The sequence below is a fragment of the Sphingobium sp. 3R8 genome, from assembly GCF_020166615.1.
Lineage (GTDB): Bacteria > Pseudomonadota > Alphaproteobacteria > Sphingomonadales > Sphingomonadaceae > Sphingobium > Sphingobium bisphenolicum.
Window position 1 is genome coordinate 88,154 of sequence record NZ_JAIQXR010000002.1, and the last position, 17,467, is coordinate 105,620.

General features: G+C 66.1%; 17 protein-coding genes. 14 read left to right on the plus strand and 3 right to left on the minus strand.

Annotation, left to right across the window (positions count from 1 at the left end):
• Positions 1 to 98: 98 nt before the first annotated feature.
• Positions 99 to 3,263 carry an efflux RND transporter permease subunit gene (locus K9B33_RS02425; protein WP_224546422.1) on the plus strand — a complete coding sequence of 1,055 codons (3,165 nt, stop codon included), beginning with the start codon at positions 99 to 101 and terminating at the stop codon, positions 3,261 to 3,263.
• 56 nt (positions 3,264 to 3,319) lie between these two features.
• The gene (locus K9B33_RS02430) at positions 3,320 to 4,585 is read left to right on the plus strand and encodes a DUF445 domain-containing protein (RefSeq protein ID WP_224546424.1); all 1,266 of its coding nucleotides are present in this window, start codon (positions 3,320 to 3,322) and stop codon (positions 4,583 to 4,585) included.
• A 124-nt stretch (positions 4,586 to 4,709) separates the two neighbouring features.
• On the opposite strand, the gene K9B33_RS02435 is transcribed toward K9B33_RS02430, so the two are convergent.
• On the minus strand, positions 4,710 to 5,294 hold the full coding sequence (locus tag K9B33_RS02435; protein ID WP_224546425.1) for a hypothetical protein: 585 nt from the start codon (positions 5,292 to 5,294) through the stop codon (positions 4,710 to 4,712).
• Between the two features lie 205 nt (positions 5,295 to 5,499).
• On the opposite strand from K9B33_RS02435, the gene K9B33_RS02440 reads away from it, so the two are divergent.
• From K9B33_RS02440 to ribH, 7 genes are all read left to right on the plus strand, one after another.
• Positions 5,500 to 6,213, plus strand: a complete 714-nt coding sequence (locus tag K9B33_RS02440) for a TonB family protein (RefSeq protein ID WP_411973977.1) — start codon at positions 5,500 to 5,502, stop codon at positions 6,211 to 6,213.
• Between the two features lie 30 nt (positions 6,214 to 6,243).
• Positions 6,244 to 6,639, plus strand: coding sequence for a hypothetical protein (locus tag K9B33_RS02445; RefSeq protein WP_224546426.1), 396 nt, complete (start codon positions 6,244 to 6,246; stop codon positions 6,637 to 6,639).
• 48 nt (positions 6,640 to 6,687) lie between these two features.
• Positions 6,688 to 7,200: a hypothetical protein gene (locus tag K9B33_RS02450; protein WP_224546427.1), complete on the plus strand. Its 513-nt coding sequence runs from the start codon at positions 6,688 to 6,690 to the stop codon at positions 7,198 to 7,200.
• Positions 7,197 to 8,204, plus strand: a complete 1,008-nt coding sequence (ribD, locus tag K9B33_RS02455) for a bifunctional diaminohydroxyphosphoribosylaminopyrimidine deaminase/5-amino-6-(5-phosphoribosylamino)uracil reductase RibD (RefSeq protein ID WP_261936673.1) — start codon at positions 7,197 to 7,199, stop codon at positions 8,202 to 8,204. Before K9B33_RS02450 ends, ribD begins: the two co-directional genes overlap by 4 nt.
• A gap of 132 nt (positions 8,205 to 8,336) precedes the next feature.
• The gene (locus tag K9B33_RS02460; protein WP_224546705.1) at positions 8,337 to 8,951 is read left to right on the plus strand and encodes a riboflavin synthase; all 615 of its coding nucleotides are present in this window, start codon (positions 8,337 to 8,339) and stop codon (positions 8,949 to 8,951) included.
• Positions 8,952 to 9,021: 70 nt separating this feature from the next.
• Entirely contained in the window at positions 9,022 to 10,302 is a 1,281-nt protein-coding gene (gene ribB / locus K9B33_RS02465) for a 3,4-dihydroxy-2-butanone-4-phosphate synthase (RefSeq protein ID WP_224546429.1), read from the plus strand.
• Between the two features lie 14 nt (positions 10,303 to 10,316).
• Entirely contained in the window at positions 10,317 to 10,739 is a 423-nt protein-coding gene (gene ribH / locus K9B33_RS02470) for a 6,7-dimethyl-8-ribityllumazine synthase (RefSeq protein WP_224546430.1), read from the plus strand.
• Between the two features lie 56 nt (positions 10,740 to 10,795).
• On the opposite strand, the gene K9B33_RS02475 is transcribed toward ribH, so the two are convergent.
• Complete coding sequence (locus tag K9B33_RS02475; protein ID WP_224546431.1) at positions 10,796 to 11,890, minus strand: alkene reductase; 1,095 nt, start codon at positions 11,888 to 11,890, stop codon at positions 10,796 to 10,798.
• Positions 11,891 to 11,959: 69 nt separating this feature from the next.
• Between K9B33_RS02475 and K9B33_RS02480 the strand changes: the two genes are divergently transcribed.
• The 5 genes from K9B33_RS02480 to ssb all read left to right on the plus strand — a co-directional run bounded on the left by K9B33_RS02480 (position 11,960) and on the right by ssb (position 16,381).
• Positions 11,960 to 12,841: a DMT family transporter gene (locus K9B33_RS02480; RefSeq protein ID WP_224546432.1), complete on the plus strand. Its 882-nt coding sequence runs from the start codon at positions 11,960 to 11,962 to the stop codon at positions 12,839 to 12,841.
• 9 nt (positions 12,842 to 12,850) lie between these two features.
• The gene (locus tag K9B33_RS02485) at positions 12,851 to 13,513 is read left to right on the plus strand and encodes a COQ9 family protein (RefSeq protein ID WP_224546434.1); all 663 of its coding nucleotides are present in this window, start codon (positions 12,851 to 12,853) and stop codon (positions 13,511 to 13,513) included.
• A gap of 87 nt (positions 13,514 to 13,600) precedes the next feature.
• Positions 13,601 to 13,870, plus strand: coding sequence for a ferrous iron transport protein A (locus K9B33_RS02490; protein WP_224546436.1), 270 nt, complete (start codon positions 13,601 to 13,603; stop codon positions 13,868 to 13,870).
• Positions 13,867 to 15,726, plus strand: a complete 1,860-nt coding sequence (feoB, locus tag K9B33_RS02495; RefSeq protein WP_224546438.1) for a ferrous iron transporter B — start codon at positions 13,867 to 13,869, stop codon at positions 15,724 to 15,726. Before K9B33_RS02490 ends, feoB begins: the two co-directional genes overlap by 4 nt.
• A gap of 67 nt (positions 15,727 to 15,793) precedes the next feature.
• Complete coding sequence (gene ssb / locus K9B33_RS02500) at positions 15,794 to 16,381, plus strand: single-stranded DNA-binding protein (RefSeq protein ID WP_263499443.1); 588 nt, start codon at positions 15,794 to 15,796, stop codon at positions 16,379 to 16,381.
• Between the two features lie 76 nt (positions 16,382 to 16,457).
• Here ssb and K9B33_RS02505 read toward each other — a convergent pair whose 3' ends face one another.
• Positions 16,458 to 17,333 (minus strand): UTP--glucose-1-phosphate uridylyltransferase, encoded by an 876-nt coding sequence (locus K9B33_RS02505; RefSeq protein ID WP_224546439.1) that lies wholly within the window; start codon positions 17,331 to 17,333, stop codon positions 16,458 to 16,460.
• Positions 17,334 to 17,467 lie beyond the last annotated feature (134 nt).

Here is a 17,467-nt window from a genome sequence, read left to right on the forward strand (position 1 = left end):
GCGCGCCATGGACGCGCCGAACAGGTCGAAGGGACGCGCTGCTGCGTCCAGCACAGGTTGGACGGACGCGCCAGCGCGTCCGGTGAAGGAAGCCCGTCATGAATTTTCGTAACATTTCCGCATGGGCGATCCGCAACCCGGTGACGCCGCTGGTGCTGTTCGCCGCGTTGATGCTGGCGGGCATCGTCAGCTTCATGCGCATGGACGTCAACAACAACCCCGACATCAGCTTCCCGATGGTCAGCGTCACCGTATTACAGCCGGGCGCGGCGCCGACCGAGCTGGAGACGCAGGTCACCCAGCGGGTCGAGGCGGCGGTGCGCGGCATCAGCGGCGTCGACGAAATCACCTCCTTCGCGTCCGAAGGCCGGTCGCTGACCAATGTCCAGTTCCAGATCGGCACCCCGGTCGATCGCGCGGTCAACGACGTCAAGAACGCCGTCGACCAGATCCGCAGCGACTTGCCCGACGGCATTTTGGAACCGCAGGTCCAGCGCATCGACATCGATGGCGGCCCCATCGCCTATTTCAGCGCCGAGGCCACCGACATGACGCTGGAGGAACTGTCCTGGTATGTCGACAATACGGTCGCCAAGCGATTGCTGTCGGTCAGCGGCATGGCGGCGGTCAATCGCGGCGGCGGCGTCAGCCGCGAAATCCGGGTCATACTGGACCCGGCCAAGCTGCAGGCATTCGGCATCACCGCGGCGCAGGTGAACGCCCAGTTGCAACAGGTGAACCTGAACGCGGCAGGCGGTCGCACCGAAATCGCCGGCGCCGAACAGTCGATCCGCGTGCTGGGCAACGCCCGCAACGCCCGCGACCTGGGCGCGACCCAGATCGCGATCAGCGGCGGCCGCACGGTCAAGCTGGCCGACATTGCCGACGTGCGCGACATGTATGCCGAACAGCGCAACCTGTCGCTGATGAACGGGCGGCAGGTCACCAGCTTCAGCATGGAAAAGGCCAAGGGCTCTTCCGACGTCACCGTCTACGACAATGCGATGAAGGTGCTGGACAAGCTGAAGGTCGAAAATCCCAAAGTTCAGTTCAAAGAACTCTACACCAGCGTCGGCTATACCAAGGAACAATATCATTCGGCCATGGCCGCGATGATCGAGGGCGCGGTGCTGGCGGTCGTCATCGTCTTCCTGTTCCTGCGCGACTGGCGCGCGACGATGATTTCGGCGCTGGCGATCCCGCTGTCGGCGATCCCGACCTTCTGGTTCATGGAGATGATGGGCTTCACGCTGAACGGCATTTCGCTGCTGGCGCTCAGCCTGGTCGCGGGCGTGCTGGTCGACGACGCCATCGTGGAGATCGAGAATATCGTACGCCACATGCGCATGGGCAAATCCGCCTATCAGGCGTCGATCGACGCGGCGGACGAGATCGGCCTGGCCGTGCTGGCCACCACCATGGCGATCGTCGCGGTATTCCTGCCGGTTGCGCTGATGCCCGGCATATCGGGCCAGTTCTTCATCCAGTTCGGGATGACCGTGGTCGTGTCGGTGCTGATGAGCCTGGCGGTCGCCCGCCTTATCACACCGATGATCGCCGCCTATTTCCTCAAAGCCCATGGCGAGGAAAGCCATGGCGAAGGCTGGATGATGGACCGCTATATGAGCGTGCTGCGCTGGTCGCTCGACGAGCGCCGGGCGATCGCCCATCGCGCGCGGGGTGGCTGGCGACGCTTCACCGGCATCTTGCTGGATCACAGGATGTGGACGGTGGGAATCGGCTTCCTGGCGTTCATCGCCACCATCGCCGCCTTCGCGACACTGCCGATGACGTTCCAGCCGACCACCAACACCGATTTCAGCCAGGTGAAGATCGAAACGGTGCCGGGCAGCACGCTGGCGCAGACTACCGCCATCACCCGCAAGGTCGCGGACATGCTGGCGGCGGATAGCGACGTCGTGGAAGCCGCTTTCGCTGATATCGAGCCGACCACCGCCGACATCTTCCTGACGCTCAAGAAGACGCGACCGATCAGTTCGGTCGACTGGGAACGCAAGATCGCGCCGCAATTCCAGACCATCGCCGACGCGCGGGTCAATTTCCAGTCGCAGTCGGGCGGCGGCTTTGGCCGCGACATCATCATGATGTTCGGGTCGGACGACCCGGAAAAGCTGGAACGCACGGCCAACCAGCTCGTCGCGGAGATGGCGCGCATCCCAGAACTGCGCGCGCCGCGCGTGCAGGGCGACATGCAGCGGCCCGAAATCATCATTACGCCGCGCCTCGACCTGGCCGCCAGCCTGGGCGTGACCACGGCCGCGCTCAGCCAGTCCATCCGCATCGCGACGATCGGCGACATCGACCAGAACAGCGCCAAATTCTCGCTGTCCGACCGCCAGATCCCCATCCGCGTGTCGATCGCCGAGGATAGTCGGAAGGATATCGCGACGATCCAGAACATGCCGGTGCCGACCGTCAGCGGCGGATCGGTGCCGCTCAAGGTCGTAGCCGACATCCATTTCGGCGCAGGGCCGACGCAGATCCGCCGCTACAACCAGATCCGCCGCATCGTCGTGGGCGCGGACCTGGCGCCGGGCATCGTCACCAGCCAGGCGACGCAAAAGATCAACGCACTGCCGCTGATGAAGGCGATCAATGAGGGCAAGATCCAGGGCATCCAGAAGATCAATGCCGGCGACAGCAAGTTCCAGGCGGAAATGCTGACCAATTTCATGATCGCGGTCGCATCCGGCATTCTGCTGGTGCTGGCGGTGCTGGTGCTGCTGTACAAGCGGATCATGCCGCCCTTCGTCAATCTGGGCTCGTTGCTGCTCGCTCCGCTGGGCGGCGCGCTGGCGCTGCATATCGCCGGAGAACCCATTTCCATGCCGGTGCTGATTGGCCTGCTGATGCTGCTGGGTATCGTCGCCAAGAACTCGATCCTCGTCATCGACTTCGCACTGGAGGAGATGGAGAAGGGCGTGCCCAAGTTCGACGCCATCGTCGATGCCGGGCACAAGCGCGCCCAGCCGATCGTCATGACCACGGTGGCGATGGTCGCGGGCATGGTGCCGACTGCGCTCGCTTTGTCGGGCGACGGTGCCTGGCGCGCGCCGATGGGCATCACCGTGATCGGCGGCCTGCTGCTGTCGACGGTGCTGACGCTGGTGATCGTACCGGCGACCTTCAGCCTGGCGGTCGGGATCGAAAGCTGGATCGGACCGCGGCTGGGCCGGGGCCTGCTGACCTACAAGGCGGGCGACGACAAGGACCGGCCGGGGCATCCGCACCCCGCCGAGTGAGGCCGGTAAAAGAAGGCTTTGCCTGAACGAAACGGCGGCGTAACCGTTGGACGGCCATGACGCTGCTTCGCATCCCCCGGCCCAGAGGCGAATTCGCACCGCACCCCGCGCGGCGGATGCGGCTGGTGGCGACGGGGATGCTGGTGGCGATGGCGGTGGTGTTCATCACCGCGCGCGCCACCGTCCACCTCCACCCCGCCATCGGCTTCGTCCAGGCCTTTGCCGAGGCGGCGATGGTCGGCGGGCTGGCCGACTGGTTTGCGGTCACCGCCCTGTTCCGGCACCCGATGGGCCTGCCCATCCCGCATACCGCCATCATCCCGCGCAACAAGGACCGGATCGGCGACACGCTGGCCCTGTTCCTGCGCGACAATTTCCTGACCCCCGCAGTCGTCGCGCGGCGGATGCGCGGCATGGACGTCGCCGCCGCCGCCGGCCGCTTCCTGGCCAGTCCGTCCGAAGGCGACGGGCGATTGCGCGAGGGCGCATCGCGCCTGATCGCCGACATATTGGAAGCGCTGGACCAGGAACGGCTGGGCGGCATGGTCAAGGGCGCGATCGGCCAGCGGCTGCGCGCGATCAACGTCGGCCCGCTGGCGGGGCAGGCGATCGAGGCGGCGATGCGCGACGGTCGCCATGCCCCGGTGATGGACGGCATCATCCATTGGGCCGACCGCACGCTGGAAGCGAACGAGCATCTGATCCGCCAGATGGTGCAGGAAAGGGCGGGCAAGGTGCTGCGCTGGACCGGTCTGGACGAGAATCTGGCCAACGCCATCCTGTCGGGCCTGCGCAAGATGCTGGCGGAGATGGCCGCCGATCCGGGCCACAGCCTGCGCCTGAAGGCGGAAGAAGGCATGGCCAAGCTGGCCTTCGACCTGCAGTTCGACCTGGAGATGCAGGCCAAGGTCGCCAAGATCCGCGACGAGATCGTCGATAATCCGGCGATGCAGCGTTGGATCGAGGGGATGTGGGAACAGGCGCGCGCCGGCCTGCTGCGCGCGGTGCGCGATCCGGGCAAGGCGATGGCAGGGCGACTGGGCGAAGCCCTGCGCCAGCTCGGCGGCACGTTGCAGCAGGAAGCGCGGTTGCGGCTGGTCATCAACCGCTTCGTGCGCCGCGCCGCGGTCGGCGCGACCGCCACCTATGGCGACGCGATCGTGCGGCTGGTCAGCGACACGGTGCGCGGATGGGATGCGGGCACGGTCACCAGCCGGCTGGAAAATGCGGTCGGGCGCGACCTGCAATATATCCGCGTCAACGGCACGCTGGTCGGCGGGCTGGTCGGCCTGGCGATCCATACGGTCGATCGGTTTTTTTAGGAGAGCCGTACCGTCCTGGCATGCGCTTCGGCCGATGTGCCGGGGCGCGTCGGGCCAAACGACACGCCCCGGCGGAACCGGCCGCGCAGAGGAGAGAGAGGCGGCCGATTCCTGACTGGCAAACTCAGTCTTCGCGACGCGCCTCGCCACCGGGCGGCGGGGGCAGTTCGTCTGCGGTCAGCACGCCATCGCCGCTGCGGTCCTGATCGGCGAACAGGGCAAGCGCGGGGGCGAGAAATTCGGCGCGATCGATCTGGCCATCGTCATTGCTGTCCTCGGGCCAGGGCATGGCGCGGCCTGGCGGCGGCGGTGCCGCATCGGCGCGATCGCCGCGAGGCGGACGGCCACCGGGCGGCGGACCGCCTGCGCCACCAGGGCCTTCTCGACCACCACCGGGACCGCCATGCCTCTTGCCGGGCCCGCCTTCTTTCCCGGTGCTGTCCTCTGCAGGGGCGCGCGCCTGCCGCTCATGGCCCAACATCCGCTGCATCGCCTGAACCGGCACCAGCCCGTCGCTGTCCTGGTCCATCAGGCCGAAGCGGCGCTCCATATAGGCGCGCATCTCGTCGCGGGTGATCCGGCCGTCGCCATCGGCATCGGCGGCCCAGGGACCGGTTTCGGGAGCAGCGGGCGGCTGCGCCGGAAGCGGCGCAGAGGCCAGAAGCGAGACAGCGAGCGAGACAGTAGAAAGGCAATGACGCAAAGGCATGGAGGCTCCTGGAAGCGGGATTCCCCTTCTCCTCGCACCTGCGCTTTGCCGCCATATGTCGCGATGCAGCGGCAATGTTGCAGACCGTAAAAAATGATGTTGCAACATATCATTAAATGATGTTGTATCATGTCATCGACGAAGACTGGTTCGGGCAAGAAGAGCCGGCATCGGCGAGAGGATGCGACAGACGAGGAGCGAGACGATGCGACTCATGACCCTATCGGCAATGGGACAGACTATAGCGAATCGGACGACGGACGCGGGCGGGCCATCGCGCTATGGCGCCGGGCGCAAATCGCCGCTGGGATTGGGCGGCACGGTGGCGGTCCATGCGCTGCTGATCGGCGCCTTCCTGTTGATTCCCAAGGAGGTGATCCAGTTCGTCACGCCCACGCCACCGATCATCACCTATCCGGTGACGGAAGATCCCCCGCCACCCGAACAGACGCCGGAATCGCAGGTCGATGCCAAGCTTCCGACCCAGCCCCAGCCGCAACGGCCCACCGCCACCGATCCCGAAATCATCCTGCCTAAGGGCGATCCGGTGGTTATCGGCAGCACCGACAGCGGGCTCGATCCGGTCAAGCCGATCATCCTGCCTCCGATCGATCCACCCCGCCCGCCGGTGCTGACCGAACCGGCGATCGATCCCCGTTCAATGGGCGCGTTCCAGCCCGACTATCCCGGCGCGATGATCCGGCAAGGGCTGGAAGGCACGGTCACGGTGCGCGTCACCATCAGCCCCGAGGGCCGCGTCACCGCGATCGAGAAAGTCTCCGCCACGGACGAGAGCTTCTGGGTGGCGACCCAGCGCCACGCCCTGCGCAAATGGCGCTTCCGCCCTGCGACCCGCGACGGCGTGGCGATCGGTTCGACCAAGATATTAACGGTGCGGTTCACCCTGACGGAGCGATAGGGGAAGGCCGCCGCGATAAGCCCATAGCTGATGGGCCAGTACCGTAAAGGGGAAGATATGCGCTACCTTCTTCTTCCCCTTTCCTGCGCCGTGGCAGGCTGTGGAACATCCACGGTGCCGGTCAGTGGCTATCTGGCGCAAGTCGGCCGCGTCGGCGTCTTCTCGGCCGATGCCCGGTTCACGGACTGGGCTATGGTCGAGGATGGGCCGGATACTTATCGGAACTTCGCAAGGAAAAGTTGGCAGGCGGTCGCGCAAGGTAGATGCGGCCTGTCGCTGTGGCGGATCGCTGGCACCGGCCAGCGAAAAGGACGCGGTGTCAAGCTTGTGACGATCACCGCCTTTTCCCGGATCGACCGGGATCAGGCAAACCAGATCGCGCGCAAATCCGCACACCCCACGCTTATGACCGTCGATTTCTGCTGAACGCAACCTCTCGACATTACGCTTCTCCGCTCAATGAAGGGACGCATCATGGACCATTTTGCATCTGCGCCCGCCCTGTCCTATAAGGGCGGCATGGCGATCTTTCCCCGTCCCGTTTCCCCCAAAAATGCGCTTGGCGATTTCTGGGGCTATTTCAAGCAGCAGCGGCAGCATAAATGGCCGTTGCTGGGCGTGTCCGTTGCGCTGACCTATGTCATCATCTGGACGTTCGTGGTCGATGCGAACACCAACACGATGCCGACGCGCAACAAGATCATCTATGTCCAGAGCTGGGACGCGAACCGGTCCGACGCCGCGATCATCCTGCAGCAGAAGATCGACTTCGCCAAGCGGGAGGCCGCGCTGCAGAAGCAGCAGAAGAAGATGCAGGGCTTCGCCGACGCCTTCGGCATCGAATGGCGCGACGAGGAAGCCCGCAACACCGCCCGCCGCAAGGAAGCGGTCAAGCAGATCGACGCGCTGCTGGACGAGCGGCTGGCCAAGGCCGAAGCGACCGAGAAGACGCCGGTCGTTGCGCCGGCGGGAGCCGCCCGGCCCTGAACGACGCGTCCCCACACCCACAGGTAACGCCCGCTCAGGATCGGCGCTATATGAGCGCCGCCATCGCTCTGTCGGGGCGCGGGCGCGGCCTTTCCACCCCCAATCCCAATGTCGGCTGCCTGATCGTCCACGACGACAGGATCGTGGGGCGCGGCTGGACCCAGAAGGGCGGCCGCCCCCATGCCGAGGCGCAGGCGCTGGACCAGGCGATGGACCGGGCCGCCGGCGCGACCGCCTATGTGACGCTGGAGCCGTGTTTCCACCTGTCTCCGCGTGGGCCGCGCTGCGCCGACCTGATGGCGCGCGCCGGCATCGCCCGCATGGTGATCGCCCTGCGCGATCCCGATCCGCGCACCGACGGACAGGGCGCGGCCTGGCTGCGCGACCGGGGCGTCAAGGTGGAGATGGGCCTGATGGCGGACGACGCCGCGCGCGCCATGGCCGGTTTCGTGCTGCGCCAGACGCTGGGGCGGCCGCATGTTACGCTTAAGCTCGGCCTCTCGCTCGACGGGCGAATCGCGCTGGCGGACGGATCGAGCCGATGGATCACCGGGCCGGACGCGCGCGCCCATGCCCATATGGAGCGGGCGCGGCACGACGCCATATTGGTAGGCGGCGGCACCTTAAGGGCGGATGCCCCGAAGCTGGACGTACGGCTGGCGGGGCTGGAAGCGCGGTCGCCGCGCCGCGTGCTGATGAGCCGGGGCGATGCGCCGGATGGCTGGACGCGGATCGGCGCGCCGGAGGAGATTGCGGCGCTGGAGCGGGTCGATCATCTGCTGGTGGAGGGCGGGGCGGAGACGGCCGCCGCCTTCCTGCGCGCCGGGCTGGTCGACAGGCTGCTGCTCTATCGCGCGCCGATCGTCATCGGGTCGGGGCTGGCCGGGATCGGCGACATCGGGCTGTTCGATCTGGCCGATGCGCATGGCCGCTGGCGCATGACCGACAGCCGTGCGCTGGGGGTCGATCGGCTGGAGGTTTACGAGGCGGTTCGGAGCGCTTAGATCAGCCCCAAACTCACCCGTTCGGGCTGAGCGAAGTCGAAGCCTATCACTGAGCGAAGCGAAGTGGCCTCCCATGGTCGGCCGCACCCTTCGACTTCGCTCAAGGCGAACGGAAGATTGGATTGGGGCAACATGTTCACCGGCATCATCACCGACATCGGGACCATCCGCAGCCATGAACAGCGCGGCGACCTGCGACTCGTCATCGGCAGCGCCTATGATATGGACGGCGTCGCCATCGGCGCGTCGATCGCCTGTTCGGGCGCCTGCCTGACGGTGGTGGAAAAGGGTGCGGACTGGTTCGCGGTGGACCTGTCGGCCGAAACGGTCGCGCGCACCGCGCCCGGCCTGTGGGACGAGGGCGGCCGGCTGAACCTGGAACGAGCGCTCAAGGTCGGTGACGAACTGGGCGGGCATATCGTGACCGGCCATGTCGACGGCATCGGCCATCTGGTGTCGGCGGTGCGCGAAGGCGATTCGACCCGGCTGACGATCAAGGCGCCCGCCGACCTCGCCGCCGCGCTCGCCGCCAAGGGATCGATCACGCTGGACGGCATTTCGCTGACGGTCAACAGCGTCGACGACCAGGCCGACGGCAGCGTGCATTTCGGATTGAACATCATCCCGCACACCGCCGCCGCGACCACGCTGGATGCGCTGCCGGAGGGTCGCACCTTCAATCTGGAGATCGACGTGCTGGCGCGGTATCTGGACCGGATGCAAAGCCTTTGCAACCGCAGCATGTGATTATAGCTTGAATTAATCACACTACAGTGTGATATGCGACGCCATCCCGCTTGTGGGAAGGAGTCGTTCCATGTCCTCTGCCCTTATCGATACCGTCCGCAATCTCGTCACCGACGGCGGCATGTCCCGTTCCGGTCTGGCGCGCGCCGCCGGGCTGCACGCCAATTCGCTGCGCAAGCTGGGCGAAAGCGACTGGAACCCGACTGCCGACACGCTGGGCAAGCTGGAATCCTACCTGCTCAAGCGCGAGGGCGGCACCGCGCTCGCCAGCCCGGAAGAAATCATCAACGAAGCCCGCAACGGCCGCATGTTCATCCTGGTCGACGACGAGGATCGCGAGAATGAGGGGGACCTGGTGATCCCCGCGCAGATGGCGACGCCCGACGCGATCAATTTCATGGCCACGCACGGCCGCGGCCTCATCTGCCTGGCGCTGACCAAGAGCCGGACCGAGGAACTGGGCCTGGACCTGATGAGCCGCAACAACGGCACCCGGCATGAAACCGCCTTCACCGTGTCGATCGAGGCGCGCGAAGGCGTGACGACCGGCATCAGCGCGGCCGACCGCGCCCGCACCGTGTCCGTGGCGATCGACGGGTCCAAGGGCAAGGTCGATATCGTCACGCCCGGCCATGTCTTCCCATTGATCGCCAAGGATGGCGGCGTGCTGGTGCGCACCGGCCATACCGAGGCGGCGGTGGACGTCGCGCGGCTGGCGGGCCTCAACCCGTCGGGCGTGATCTGCGAAGTGATGAAGGACGACGGCACGATGGCGCGTCTCGACGACCTCATCCCCTTCGCCCAGAAACACAAGATGAAGATCGGCACGATCCGCGACCTGATCGCCTATCGCCGCCGCCACGACCATATGATCGAGCGGCGCGCCGAAACCAGCTTCGACAGCCGCTGGGGCGGCGACTGGAAGGCGATCAGCTTCTATAACAAGGCGACCCAGACCGAGCAGCTGGTGCTGCAGAAGGGCCATGTCGATCCCGACAAGCCGACGCTGGTGCGGATGCATCAGATGTCGCCGCTGAGCGACACGTTCGGCAAGCTGGGCGCGCGCGCCGGCCTGCTGCCCCGATGCATGGAAATCATCGGTGAGGAAGGCGCGGGCATCATCGTCATCCTGCGCGGCGACGAACCCGACATGCTGACCCGGATGCTACAGCATAATGCCGGCATCGTGCAGGGCGACATGGATGAATTGCGCAACTATGGCGCGGGCGCGCAGATCCTGGCGGATCTGGGCGTGCACGACATGATCCTGTTGACCAACAGCCATCACAGCCTGATCGCGCTTGACGGCTATGACCTGGCCGTGGTTGGCCAGCGCCCGATCGAGCTGTAAAAGGATATATCGCCATGGCAAAATTCCTGATCGTCGAAGCCCGCTTCTACGACCATCTGAACGACCTGTTGATCGAAGGCGCTAAAGCCGCGCTGGACGAGGCAGGCCATAAATATGATGTGGTGACGGTGCCGGGCGCGCTGGAAATCCCCGGCGCGATCGCGCTGGCTGCGGAAAGCGGCCGTTATGACGGCTTCGTCGCGATCGGCGTGGTGATCCGCGGCGAAACCTATCATTTCGAAGTGGTGTCGAACGAAAGCGCGCGCGGCCTGATGGCGCTGAGCATGGATGCGATCGCGATCGGCAACGGCATTTTGACGGTCGAGAATGAAGCGCAGGCGCTGACCCGCGCGAAGCCGACCGAAAAGGACAAGGGCGGCGAAGCGGCCAAGGCGGCGATCGCCATGCTGGCCTTGCGCGAACGCTTCGGCATGTGACAAAAAAGGGGACTCCTTAACGAGCCCCCTTTTTTTCTTCGGTAGGCGTGCGGGGTTCAGGCGTCCGCCTTTTCCTGCGCCAGCGTCGGATAGTCGGTATAGCCTGCCTCGCCCTGCCCGTACCATGTCGCCATCGGCTGCGTCGGGTTGAGCGGGGCGCCGATGCGGAACCGTTCGACCAGATCGGGATTGGCCATCAGCGGGCGGCCAAAGCTGATCGCGTCGGCGAGGCCGCTGGCCAGATCCGCCTGCGCCCGGTCGCTATCATAATCGCTGTTCAGGATCAGCGGCCCCTTGAAATGCTGGCGGATGAGCGGCGACTGGCGCGGCACGTCGGTCCGGCCGAAGGTGCCGTCCGGCCCCGGCTCCCGCAATTCCAGCGAGGCGATGCCGATCGCGTCCAGCACAGCGGCGGCATGGGCGAACAGACTGGCGGGGTCGCTGTCGTTCACGCCCTGGCTCTCGCCATTGGGGGACAGGCGCACCGATACCCGATCGGTGCCGATCGCATCCACCACCGCCTGGGTCACTTCCGCCAGCAGCCGCACGCGATTTTCGACGCCGCCGCCATATTGGTCGGTGCGGAAATTGGCGTTGTCGCGCAGGAACTGGTCGATCAGATAGCCGTTCGCGGCATGTATCTGGATCCCGTCGAACCCGGCAGCGATCGCGTTGTGCGCGGCGCGGACATAAGCGTCAATCAGGCCGGGAATTTCGTCCAGGCCGAGCGGCCGTGCGGTTTCGAACGGCTTCTTGCCCTCATAGCTATGCGCGTCGCCGGCGGTTGCAGTCGCGCTGGACGATACCGGCTGTTCGCCCGTCACGCTGCTATGAACCTGACGCCCCATATGCCAGAGCTGGACGATGATCCGTCCGCCCGCATCATGGACGGCTTGCGTCACCGGCCGCCATGCGGCAACCTGCTCGTCGGACCAGATGCCCGGCGCATAGGGCCAGCCCAGTCCCTGGCGCGAAATGCCGGTCGCTTCGCTGATGATCAGGCCCGCCGAGGCGCGCTGGCGATAATAGTCCACCATGATCGGGGTGGGCACATGGTCGCGGGTGGCGCGGCCGCGGGTCAGCGGAGCCATCAGGATGCGGTTGGGCGCATCGACGGCGCCGATCTGGACGGGATCGAACAGGGTCGTCATGAAAATCTCCTCCATCATAGTTGCAATTTGCAACGGGACTTGATGCGTAAAGCCAGCTAGGGAGCCGGCATGTCGAGTTCAACCCCCGTCGCGCGGATCGATATGCCGCGCCTCGCCTTTCCGGCGCTGGTGCTGGCCAATCTGATTTTGCCGCTGGGTCCGGTGCTGGTGCGCCTGTCCGATGTCGGACCGGTGGCGGCGGCCTTCTGGCGGCTCGCGCTGGCCCTGCCCTTCCTGCTGCTGCTGGCGCGACCAGGCATCCGGCGCACGCCGCCGACGCGGGGCGAATGGATGGCTTTGGTGCTGGCGGGCCTGGTCTTCGCCGCCGACCTCGCCGCCTGGCATGTCGGCATTCTCTATACCAAGGTCGCCAATGCCACGATCTTCGGCAATATGAGCGGGCTGTTCCTGCCCGCCTGGGGCATGCTGGTGCTGCGCCAGAAACCCCGCGGCCTGCAAGCGGCCGCGCTGGCGCTGGCGGGCGCCGGGGCGCTGGTCATGATGGGCGGCAGCTATGAGCTGTCGATCGGCAATCTGAAAGGCGACCTGCTCTGCCTGGTCGCAGGCATCCTCTACACCGCCTATCTGCTGATCGTGCAGCGGGTGCGCGGGCGGCTGGACAGCTGGTCGGTGCTGACGGTGTCGAGCGTGGTGAGCGCGCCGGCGCTGCTGCTATGCGCGCTGGCGCTGGGTGAAACGGTGATGCCGGGCGACTGGACGCCGTTGATTGTGCTGGCGCTGTCGAGCCAGCTGATCGGCCAGGGGCTGCTGACCTATGCGATCGGCTGGTTCTCCCCGCTGGTGCTGGGCGTCAGCCTGCTGCTGCAACCGGCGGTGGCGGCGGCGCTGGGCTGGCTGCTGTTTGGCGAATGGCTCAGCCCGATCGACATGGTCGGCACGGCGGCGGTCGCGGCGGCGCTGGTGCTTGTGCGCCTGCCGTCGCGGGCCTAGATACGCTTTATGAGCGAAACATCGGACCGCACCCTCGACGAAATCCGCGCGCTTCTGGCTCCGGCCCTGCCGCGCCACGCCGCCTTCGATGGCTGGCGGCCTCCGGCGGTGGCGATGGCCGCGGCGGAACAGGGCATCGATGCGGACATCGCCGCCCTCGCCTTCGCCGATGGCGCGATCGACATGATCGACGCCTGGTTCGCCGGCATCGATGCGCGCATGGTCGAGGCGCTGCCGGCAGATGCGCTGGCGGCGCTGTCGATCCGCAAAAAGATAATGGCGCTGGTCGAAGCGCGACTGGCGCTGCTGGCGCCCGATCGGGAGGCGCTGCGCCGCGCGATCGCGATCCTGGCGCTGCCGACCAACGCGGTCCGCGCTGGAAAACTGGGCTGGCGCGCGGCCGACGTCATGTGGCGCGCGGTGGGCGATAGCGCCACCGATCTGGCCCATTACAGCAAGCGCACGACCTTGACCGCCGTCTATGCCGCCACCCTGCTGGTGTTCGTGGATGACGAGAGCGAGGACCATGCGGACAGCCGCGCCTTCCTGGCCCGCCGGATCGAGGATGTGATGCGCTTCGAAAAGTTCAAGGCGAAGGTCAAGGGCGCGGGCGGTGGCGAGCGGCTGAGCCTGTCGCGCTTCATCGGCCGGCTGCGTTATCCCGCGGTGTGATCTGCCGTGGCCGCAGGCGATTCGCGCTGGTCATTTGGTAAAGGTATTGATAGTCACTCGCAGAAATAGCCTGCGAGTATCATCCCCTTGCGTTTGACCGACCTGCCGTTGCGCCAGCCCGCCTATGTCGACCTGATCGACTGGTCCGCCATCACCCCGTCCGAAGGCCAGCGCCTGCGCGAATTCGGTCTGTGCGAAGGGGCGAGCGTGGAGGCGCTGCACCATGGCGGCATGATCCTGAAAGGCCCGATCGCCTGCCGCATCGGCCGCATGACCATCGCCATGCGGCGCAGCCATGCCGCCGCGGTGACGGTACGCACCGGACCGGAGGCTATTGGGCCGGAGAAGGCCGCATGAGCGCGCTGCCGCTCGTCGCGCTGGTCGGCAATCCGAATGCCGGCAAGAGCGCGCTGTTCAACGCCCTGACCGGCGCCCGGCAAAAGCTGGGCAATTATCCCGGCGTCACCGTCGAGCGCAAGGCGGGGCGGCTGGCCCTGCCCGACGGCCGCCCGGTCGAACTGGTGGACCTGCCCGGCACCTACAGCCTCGACCCCAACAGCCCGGACGAACAGGTCACGCGCGACGTCGTGATGGGCAAGCAGGCGGGCGAAAAGCGGCCGGACGCCCTGGTGATCGTGGTCGACGCCGCCAATCTCGACAATCATCTGCGCTTCACGCTGGAATTGCTGGCGCTCGGCCTGCCGACCGTCGTCGCCCTGAACATGGTCGACCTTGCCACCCGCGACGGGCTGGAACTGGACGCCACCGTGCTGTCGCGCGAACTGGGCGTGCCGGTGATATCGACCGTGGCGGTGCGCAAGCGTGGCCTCGACCATCTGCGCCAGGAATTGGAAGGGGTGCTGAACGGCGCGCCGCCGACCTATCCGACCGGACCCGAACGGGGCTTCGACGCGGTGCGCAAGGAGGCCGGCCGCATCGCCCGCGCCGCCATCGTGCGCGAAACGCCCTCGCGCCGGCTGACCGCCGCAGTCGACCGGGTGGCGCTGCATCCCGTTTTCGGGCTGCTGCTGCTGCTCGGCCTGTTGTTCGTCATGTTCCAGGCCGTCTATAGCTGGTCCGAAGCGCCGATCGCGATGATCGAGGGCGTGGCCGAAGCCATGGCCAATATGGTGCGCGGCGCCCTGCCCGACGGCATCTTCCGCTCCTTCCTGGTCGATGGCGTCATCAACGGCGTCGGATCGGTGGTGGTGTTCCTGCCGCAGATCCTGATCCTCTTCTTCTTCATCCTGATGCTGGAAGCGACCGGCTATATGGTCCGCGCCGCCTTCCTGATGGACGGATTGATGGCCAGGGTCGGCCTGTCCGGCCGCGCCTTCATCCCGCTCTTGTCCTCCTTCGCCTGCGCCATTCCCGGCATCATGGCGACGCGGACCATCGCCGACCCCAGGGACCGGCTGACCACGATCCTGATCGCGCCGCTGATGACCTGTTCGGCGCGACTGCCGGTCTATGCCGTCATCATCGGCGCCTTCATCCCCGCGCGCGACGTGTTTCCGGGCGTCGGCCTGCAGGGCTTCGTCCTCTTCTGCCTCTATCTCGCCGGTATCGTCGGCGCGATGCTGGTGGCGCTGGTGCTTCGCCTCACCGTGACCAAGGGCGCAAGCGGCGGCTTCCTGATGGAAATGCCCAAATATCAATGGCCCCGGCCGCAGGATATCCTGCTTGGCCTGTGGCAGCGCGCGGTGATCTTCCTTAAGCGCGCCGGCACGATCATCTTCACCTCGACCGTGATCTTGTGGCTGCTCCTGAGCTTCCCGCGCGTGCCCGACGGCGATCCCACCAGCCAGGTCGACCATTCGATCGCCGGCCGGATCGCCAGCGGCCTCAACGTCATACTGGAGCCGATCGGCTTCAACCGCGACATTTCGCTGGCGCTGATCCCGGCGATGGCAGCGCGCGAGGTCGCGGTGTCGGCGCTGGCCACCGTCTATTCGATCGACGCGGGCGATGACGAGGCGCTGCTGGAACGGAGTCTCGGCGACCGGCTGAAGGACCAGTGGCCGCTGCCCACCGCGCTCGCCTTCCTCGCCTGGTTCATCTTCGCGCCCCAGTGCATATCCACCATCGCCGTGACCCGGCGCGAGACGAACGGCTGGAAATGGCCGTTGTTCATGGTCGGCTATCTGTTCGCGCTGGCCTATGTCGCAGCGGGCATAACCTACTGGACCGCGACGGCGTTGGGTTTGGGATAGCTTCTTCCGCCTAGACGGCGAAAGCGGCGGGTCTATAAGAGCGGCTTTATTAGCTTTCGGAGGAATCATGGCAGGGTCTGTCAACAAGGTCATTCTGGTCGGCAATCTGGGCGCCGACCCGGAGGTCAAGAGCTTCCAGAATGGCGGCAAGATATGCAATCTGCGCATTGCGACGTCCGAAAGCTGGAAGGACCGCATGACCGGGGAGCGCAAGGAGCGCACCGAATGGCATAATGTCGTGATCAACGGCGAAGGCCTGGTCGGCGTGGCCGAGCGCTTCCTGCGCAAGGGCAGCAAAATCTATGTCGAGGGCCAGTTGCGTACCCGCAAATGGCAGGACCAGTCGGGCAACGACCGCTACACGACCGAGGTGGCGCTGTCGGGTCCGGGCGCGGTGCTGACCATGCTGGACGGCGCGCCGGGCGGCAGCCAGGGCGGCGGTGGCGGTGGCCGGTCGCAGCAGGGCGTGAGCGACTGGCAGGGCGGGTCGAGCGGCTTTGGCGGCGGCGACTATGACGATTTCGGCGGCGGCGCCGGTGGTGGCCAGGGCGGCGGCTTTGGTGGCGGACGCTCGCAGGGCGGCGGCGCGGCTGGCGGCGGCCGGGCGGGCAGCCCCAATTTCGACAATGATCTGGACGATGAAGTGCCGTTCTGAGCGCATCGCCTATAGCCATGAAAAAGGGCGGCTTCCCATGGGAAGCCGCCCTTTTTCATGGCCTGTCCTGCGTCGGTCAGCGCGCCAGTTCTTCCGTCGCGAAGGCGCGGATATGGTCGCCCAGATCGTCCCGCTCCAGCGCCAGCGCCAGATTGGCCTCGATATAGCCCGCCTTCGACCCGCAGTCGAAGCGGCGGCCGTCGAAGGTCACGCCGTGGAAGGGCTGGCTGCCGATCAGCGACGCCATCGCATCGGTCAGCTGGATTTCGCCGCCCGCGCCCTTTTCCTGCGTTTCCAGGATCTTCATGACTTCGGGCTGGAGGATATAGCGGCCCGGCAGGATCAGGTTGGACGGCGCAGTACCCAGCTTGGGCTTTTCGACCAGGCCCTTCACCTCGGTCAGCACGCCGTCGCGCGCGCCCGGATCGATCACGCCATAGCTGGGCGTCTGGTCCATCGGGATTTCCAGCGCGCAGACCAGATTGCCGCCGACCTTGTCATAGGCGTCGACCATCTGCTTCATGCAGCCATGGCCCGGCGCGCCCTTCATGAACTCGTCGGGCAGCAGGATGGCGAAGGGTTCGTCGCCGATGATGTCGCGCGCCACCCAGATGGCGTGGCCCAGGCCCAGCGATTCCTGCTGGCGCAGGAAGACGGCATTGCCCGGATCGAGCCGCGTCCCCTCCAGCGCCGACAGATCCTTGCCGCGCTCGCGTTGCAAGGTCTCGCATTCGAACGCGATGTCGAAATAATCCTCGATCGCGCCCTTGCCGCGACCGGTCACGAAGATGAACTGCTCGATCCCCGCTTCGCGCGCCTCGTCCACCGCATATTGGATCAGCGGGCGATCGACCACCGGCAGCAATTCCTTGGGCACCGCCTTGGTGGCGGGCAGGAAGCGCGTGCCAAGGCCGGCGACAGGAAAAACGGCTTTACGAATCGGCTTGGTCAAGTTGGAATCCCCTTCACGCGGACGCGATCGGGCCTTGGATTGCCGCCCGTGCAAAAAAGGTCAAGCGCCGCGCATATGTTAGAGCTTTCTGACGCCGACTGAACAGTCGAAGCGTGCAGGATGGAAAGACAAAG